A 7,346-nucleotide genomic window follows, 5' to 3' on the forward strand; every position below is an offset into this window, starting at 1 on the left:
ATTGTAAGGTATCTAACGACTTGATATAGTGAATATGAAAACAATTTAGGAGGATGATTATTTATGGCTTTTGAATTACCAAATTTACCATATGAGTTTGATGCGTTGGAACCACACATCGATAAAGAAACGATGGAAATCCACCATGACAAACACCACAACACATACGTTACAAAATTAAACGCAGCAATCGAAGGAACTGATTTAGAAAATAAATCAATCGAAGAAATTATTGCTAACTTAGATAGCGTACCATCTGACATCCAAACTGCAGTACGTAATAATGGTGGTGGACACTTAAACCACTCATTATTCTGGCAAATTCTTTCACCTAACTCTGAAGAGAAAGGTACAGTCGTTGATAAAATTAAAGAACAATGGGGTTCTTTAGATGAATTCAAAGACGAATTTGCTAAAAAAGCTGCTGGACAATTTGGTTCAGGTTGGGCTTGGCTAGTAGTAGATAAAGACGGTAAATTAGAAATCGTTACTACAGCAAACCAAGACAACCCAATTACCGAAGGCAAAACTCCTATCCTAGGCTTAGATGTTTGGGAACATGCTTATTACCTTAAATATCAAAACAAACGTCCAGATTATATCAATGCTTTCTGGAACGTTGTTAACTGGGAAAAAGTTGACGAGTTATACAACGCTGCAACTAAATAAACTCAGTTCTCATCAAAAGTTGAATAGCAACTTTTACAGCAATTGGAAATCCAATTGCTGTTTTTTTATTTGATTTTCACCTGTTCTACAAAGAAATCTTAAATTTATGTTTGGTTTTCTGTGCAAATTATAGAAAAAAGTTCCGATTTCATATATCATTTGTTTAGAGAACTGTTGAATTGAGGTAGGTTGTATTGCTAAAAAGATTAAAGGAAAAAACGAATGATGAAAAAATCAGGAATCTGATGGATAAACGAATCGGATTCTTCTTCGGTCTCGTAGTCGTAGTATTTGTAATCATTGTTTTACGTTTGGGTTACTTACAAATTGCACAAGGTTCTCACTACAAGCAACTCATTAAAAACGATGAAAATATTACAGTAAATGAATCTGTTCCAAGAGGAAGAATTCTAGATCGTAATGGTAAAATTCTTGTTGATAATGCTTCTAAAAAGTCGATTACATATACTAGAGGTAGAAAGACATCACAAAAAGATATACTCAACGTAGCAGAACGCTTATCAAAATTAATCAAAATGGATACTGATCGAATTACAAAAAGAGATAAACAAGACTTTTGGATTCAATTACACCCTGAAAAAGTTTCAGATATGATGAAAAAAGAAGATAAGATGCTAAATGAAGGTGAAATTTCACAAGAACAGTATGATGAAGAACTGCATAACAAAATTAAGCAGAAACAACTTGATGAATTAACTAATAAAGACTTACAAGTATTAGCAATTTATCGCGAAATGATGTCAGGCTCAACACTAAATCCTCAAACTATTAAAAAGGATGATGTCAGCAATAAAGAGTATGCCGCTGTATCACAACAACTTTCAAAATTGCCAGGTGTGAACACATCAATGGATTGGGACCGTAAATACCCATATGGAGATGTACTTAGAGGTTTATTTGGAAGTGTTTCAACTTCAGAAGAAGGTATTCCAAAAGAGTTGACTGACTACTATTTATCAAGAGGCTATTCAAGAAATGATCGAGTTGGTAAATCATATTTAGAATATCAATATGAAAACGTATTACGCGGTAAAAAGAAAGAAATGAAATATACAACAGATAAATCAGGTGAAATAACTAATTCAGAAGTAGTTAATCCAGAATCACGTGGAGATGATTTAGTACTTTCAATTGATATTGACTTACAAAAGAAAGTAGAAGAATCTTTAGAACAACAAATTAATAAACTACGCGGTGAAGGCGCTAAGAACATGGATAATGCATTTATTGTCGTACAAGATCCTAACAATGGAGATATCTTAGCAATGGCCGGTAAACAAATTAAATCTGATGGTTCCATGACAGATTATGATATTGGTAACTTTACATCTCAATATACTGTTGGTTCATCTGTCAAAGGTGGAACGTTATTAGCTGGTTATCAAAACAAAGCGATTCATGTGGGAGAACATATGATTGACGAACCTCTTCACTTCCAAGGTGGACTTACTAAACGTTCATACTTCAACCAAAATGGAAAAGTAGATATAAATGATAAAGAAGCATTAATGCATTCATCAAACGTATATATGTTTAAAACTGCATTAAAACTGGCGAAAGATCCATATCATTACAACATGGCATTGCCAAATGATATTTCAGATGCAGGTCAAAAACTGCGTAAAGGACTAAATCAAGTAGGATTAGGTGTTAAAACAGGAATTGATTTACCTAATGAAGTTGCTGGACAAATAGAAAAATTAGATTCTAACAGCGGTAACTACCTAGACCTTGCTATTGGTCAATATGATACGTATTCGCCATTACAATTATCACAGTATGTTTCTACAATTGCGAATAACGGTTACAGAATCACACCGCATGTCGGTCTTGAAATACGAAAAGCAACAGATAAAGATAGTTTAGGACCTGTTAAGCATAAAATACGTGGTAATGTATTAAATCGTCTCAACAACTCACCTGATGAAATCAAACAAGTTCAAAAAGGGTTTGATATGGCATTTAATAAGGAACAAGGTACTGGATATAAGAGTTTCCATGATACAGTGGTACCATCTGCTGGTAAAACAGGAACAGCAGAAGTGTTCCAAGATGGCAAACCGAGAGTTAACTCTACTTATATAGGATATGCTCCAAAGGATAACCCTAAATTAGCATTTTCAATTGTGTATACAAACCAACCAGTTCCAGAGCCATGGTTACAAGGTGGGGACTTAGGTCGAGATATTATTAATTATTATTTCGGTAAAGAAAAGAAATCATCAAAATCATAATTTTCCAGCTGATACTCGCTCATTGGGTATCAGCTTTTTACGTTATCTTTTATCCATCAAATGTTAAGTCTAATGACACTTATACAGATAAACGTTATAATGAAAATATTAATTCATATAGAAAATATTGGGGTGTTATCATGAAAAAATCTGAACTTCGCAAACAAGTTTTGCAGGAGATGAAAAATATTAACAATCTCAACAAAGAAAAAGCTGATCAATGGTTAAAGGAAGAACTATTAAAGACTGATGCGTTCAAAAATGCTGATACAGTTGGCATTGTATTGTCTATGGAACATGAAGTTAATACATTTCCAATTATTAAAGAAATCATCAATCAAGGAAAGATTCCTTTTGTTCCAGCAACTGATTATGAAACTAAGCGTATGACATTCCAAAGACTGAATGATTTAAACCAATTAAGTACAGATGAAAAAGGTATCCAATACGTTGATGCCGATACAGAGCGCACAAACGCATTGGATTTACTAATCGTGCCAGGTGTTGTTTTTAATCAAGAGGGTTATAGAATAGGTTATGGTGGAGGTTATTTTGATAAATTTCTAAATCGACACCGTACTGAAACAATAAGCCTAGTGTATGATGTACAAATTGATAATTCATTTAAACCTGAAGCACATGATGAAGTCGTAGAACGTCTGATCATTGCTCAAACTAGTTAAATTGGAGGCACCATGAATATAGAAAAACAATTTTGGAAATTAATTTATTATTATGTTAAATACTTCAACTACGAAATAGCACATGTCAGTAAAAATGAAACTGAAGTTTGGCTATCCAACAAAAATAAGAAAAAACTTATTATTGTTAAAACAGGTGTAGGTAGTTCCCAAGAAATTCGCTTTGATAAGAGCCGAGTTTTAGAACATCAAAATGAGATTAGTGAATACACTGGCTATAAACCTACAGATGTAACATTTAATTACTTAACTGAAAAAATCTTCACATATGAGAACTTAAATGAAATTCATCCGATACGTATGAAATTTAACGTTATTCGCAATCAACAAGATTTGTTGAAAACATTGCCGAATCCTGTCATAGCTAAACTTTACTCACGTCAAAACGATAAAACGTCGCTTTATTATAAAAAGCGACTATATAGCAACAATCCTATAGAAAAATATATGCTTAAATTTGCTCCAGTCACGTACTCACTTATTGCTATAAATATCGTTATTTGGTTATTTATGTTTTTAATCATTAATGCGTTTACCAACAGGAGTTTATTAGATTGGGGCGGTTTAGTTCATTTTAATGTCGTACACGGAGAATTATACCGTTTAATCTCATCTATGTTCATTCATTTTAATTTTGAACATATATTGATGAATATGCTTTCCTTATTTATTTTTGGTAAGCTTGTCGAAGCGATAGTAGGTCATTGGAAGATGCTCGGTATTTATTTTATCTCAGGCGTCTTCGGTAATATCGTATCTTTAGCTTTAGATACAAACTCAATATCAGTCGGTGCCAGTGGCGCAATTTTTGGTTTAATCGGCAGTTTATTCGCGATTATGTATATTAGTAAGCAATACACACCGAAAATGTTATTACAATTAGTTGGTGTATTGGCGATATTAACTCTGTTTTCACTATTCATGTCTAATGTTAATATCTATGCACATTTAGGCGGCTTTATTGGCGGCTTGCTAGTTACTTTCATTGGCTATTATTTTAATAGAGACCGAAAGTTATTTTGGATTTTACTTGCTGTAGGCTTATTATTGTTGATTATCTTATTAATAAGAACATTCACTATTAAAGAGGACAATATTTATGATAAATTAATAAGTGAAGAGATGAGCAATGGTAATTACAACAAAGCTGAAGAACTGATTAAACATACTATGAATAAAGGCTACGAAGATGATTATACATATTATTTGAGTGGTCTTTTAAAAGCAACAAAAGATTCAAAAGCTGAAGGAATTTCAACATGGGAACGTGGATTGAAACATTACCCTGATTCAGGCGTTCTAAATTATGAACTAGCAATTGCTAATCGTTCATTAGGAGATAAAAAATCGGCACTTAAACATATAAAGGTTGCAGTAAAATCAAATCCTCATAATGAAAAATATAAGTATCTAAAAAAAGAGTTGGAAAAACAAAATGAATCGTCAAATTAATACGTTTTACGACGTACAACAGTTACTTAAACAATTTGGGTTTATAATTTACTTTAAAGATAAACACGACATGTATGAAATGATGGAACAAGAAATTAGAGAGCTATATGAATATCAGCTTATCTCTAAGGACGCATTTATCAAGTGTATCTTAATAATCAATCAAAGAAGGATGAATAAGTAATGAGAAATTTAATATTGGCAGCCGATGTCGGTGGAACTACATGCAAACTAGGAATTTTTGACAACAAACTTGAGAGAATCACAAAATGGTCGATACAAACTGATATCAGTGATCCATCAGGTGTCGTTTTACTCAAATCTGTCTATAGTGCGTTTGTACAAAAAATGAATGAATTAAGTTTAAAAATGGAAGATGTTATAGGATTAGGCATTGGTGTTCCTGGACCAGTTGATTTCGAATCAGGTATTGTTCATGGCGCAGTAAACTTAAACTGGCCAGGTGACGTGAATGTGCGAGCAATTCTTTCACAATTTGTAAGTTTCCCGATTTTTGTTGATAATGATGCCAATGCTGCAGCACTTGGTGAAAAACATAAAGGCGCAGGACATGATGCAGATGACGTTGTAGCAATTACATTAGGCACTGGAGTAGGTGGCGGTATTATCTCAAATGGTAAACTAGTTCACGGACACAATGGTTCTGGTGCAGAGATTGGGCACTTTAGAGTGGATTTTGATCAACGTTTTGCATGTAATTGTGGTAAAAATGGTTGCTTAGAAACTGTTGCATCAGCAACAGGTGTTGTTAACTTAGTAAAATTCTATCACCCGAAACTTACTATTAAGTCTTCTATTTTAGAACTTATTAAGGAAGATAGAGTCACTGCTAAAGACGTTTTCGATGCTTCTAAAAAAGGGGATTTATTCTGTTTATTTATCACTGAACGAGTTGCCAATTATATTGCATACGCATGTAGTATTATCAGTGTGATGAGTAATCCAAAATATATTATTTTGGGTGGCGGAATGTCTGAAGCCGGAGATATTCTCATTGAAAACATCAAAACCGAATATAGAAATCTTACTTTCACCCCTGCACAAAACGGTACAGAAATTGTAAAAGCACAATTAGGAAATGATGCCGGAATTACTGGCGCTGCAGGTTTAATCAAAACATATGTTATAGAAGAGGAGCGTGTTGAATAATGGCTATCGTTGATGTAGTCGTAATTCCAGTAGGAACAGAGGGTCCTAGCGTAAGTAAATATATTGCAGAAATTCAAACTAAGCTAAAAGAATTTAAAGATCAAGGCATTATTGATTATCAACTTACACCTATGAATACTCTAATTGAAGGTGATTTAAAAGATCTATTACATGTTGTTCAAGTTATTCATGAACTTCCTTTTGATAAAGGCTTAGATAGGGTATGTACTAATATAAGAATAGATGACCGTAGAGATAAATCTAGAAAAATGAATGATAAATTGGTCTCTGTTCAAAAACAATTAGACAAAAATAGTGGTGAAAAATAATGGAAATTTCATTTTTAACTTTAGGTATAGCTAATACAAACACTTATTTTATAGAAAATGAAGATAGTGTTTTACTTGTTGATCCTTCTAGTGATGGACAAGAGATAATTTCAAAACTTAAATCTATTGGTAAACCATTAAAAGCTATCATTTTAACTCATGCTCATTTTGATCATATCGGTGCTTTAGATGAAGTGTTAGAACAATATAATATTCCAGTGTATTTGCACGAAGAAGAATTTGATTTTCTTACTGATCCAGCTAAAAACGGTTCTGAAAAATTCGCTCAATATGGCTTAAAACCTATCATTAGTAGCGCAAAACCAAAAGCAATCAATGAAGGTAAGCACGATATTGAAGGATTCAAAGTTGAAGTCATGCATACACCTGGTCATTCACCCGGTGGACTAACTTTTATCTTTGATGATTTTGCATTGGTTGGAGATGCTTTATTTAATAATGGCATCGGCAGAACTGATTTATATCGAGGTGACTACGAAACACTAGTAGATTCTATACAAGATAAAATTTTCACTATTAAAGATGACCTACCATTATATCCAGGTCATGGTCCTTCTACTACAGTAGAAGGCGAACAACTAAATCCTTATTTACATGGTTAATTTTTAAAAGTAATATCAACGGGGCCGGGACATAATTGTTCTGGAACCTAATAAAAAGGACGATTTTCACATATAAAAATGAAAATCGTTCCTTTTTTATTTTGTCCAAGAAATTTTCAGCTCGTAGAGCTGCTAATTTCCTAATAT

The 7,346-nt window shown here is 33.0% G+C and carries 8 protein-coding genes; all 8 read left to right on the plus strand.

Annotated features, from left to right (window positions below; genetic code table 11):
* The first annotated feature begins 63 nt into the window (after positions 1–63).
* The 8 genes from BU038_RS11105 to BU038_RS11140 all read left to right on the plus strand — a co-directional run bounded on the left by BU038_RS11105 (position 64) and on the right by BU038_RS11140 (position 7,199).
* Positions 64–669, plus strand: a complete 606-nt coding sequence (locus BU038_RS11105; RefSeq protein WP_107606090.1) for a superoxide dismutase — start codon at positions 64–66, stop codon at positions 667–669.
* A 194-nt stretch (positions 670–863) separates the two neighbouring features.
* Positions 864–2,924, plus strand: coding sequence for a peptidoglycan D,D-transpeptidase FtsI family protein (locus tag BU038_RS11110; protein ID WP_107606091.1), 2,061 nt, complete (start codon positions 864–866; stop codon positions 2,922–2,924).
* A gap of 140 nt (positions 2,925–3,064) precedes the next feature.
* Positions 3,065–3,607, plus strand: a complete 543-nt coding sequence (locus BU038_RS11115) for a 5-formyltetrahydrofolate cyclo-ligase (protein ID WP_107606092.1) — start codon at positions 3,065–3,067, stop codon at positions 3,605–3,607.
* Positions 3,608–3,619: 12 nt separating this feature from the next.
* The gene (locus tag BU038_RS11120; RefSeq protein ID WP_107606093.1) at positions 3,620–5,077 is read left to right on the plus strand and encodes a rhomboid family protein; all 1,458 of its coding nucleotides are present in this window, start codon (positions 3,620–3,622) and stop codon (positions 5,075–5,077) included.
* Positions 5,061–5,261 carry a YqgQ family protein gene (locus BU038_RS11125; protein WP_107606094.1) on the plus strand — a complete coding sequence of 67 codons (201 nt, stop codon included), beginning with the start codon at positions 5,061–5,063 and terminating at the stop codon, positions 5,259–5,261. The genes BU038_RS11120 and BU038_RS11125 overlap by 17 nt, the downstream gene beginning before the upstream one ends.
* On the plus strand, positions 5,261–6,247 hold the full coding sequence (locus BU038_RS11130; RefSeq protein WP_107606095.1) for an ROK family glucokinase: 987 nt from the start codon (positions 5,261–5,263) through the stop codon (positions 6,245–6,247). The genes BU038_RS11125 and BU038_RS11130 overlap by 1 nt, the downstream gene beginning before the upstream one ends.
* Entirely contained in the window at positions 6,247–6,576 is a 330-nt protein-coding gene (locus BU038_RS11135) for an MTH1187 family thiamine-binding protein (protein WP_107606096.1), read from the plus strand. Before BU038_RS11130 ends, BU038_RS11135 begins: the two co-directional genes overlap by 1 nt.
* Positions 6,576–7,199, plus strand: coding sequence for an MBL fold metallo-hydrolase (locus BU038_RS11140; RefSeq protein WP_107606097.1), 624 nt, complete (start codon positions 6,576–6,578; stop codon positions 7,197–7,199). The genes BU038_RS11135 and BU038_RS11140 overlap by 1 nt, the downstream gene beginning before the upstream one ends.
* Positions 7,200–7,346 lie beyond the last annotated feature (147 nt).

This window comes from Staphylococcus simulans, assembly GCF_003043455.1.
GTDB classification, from domain to species: domain Bacteria; phylum Bacillota; class Bacilli; order Staphylococcales; family Staphylococcaceae; genus Staphylococcus; species Staphylococcus simulans_A.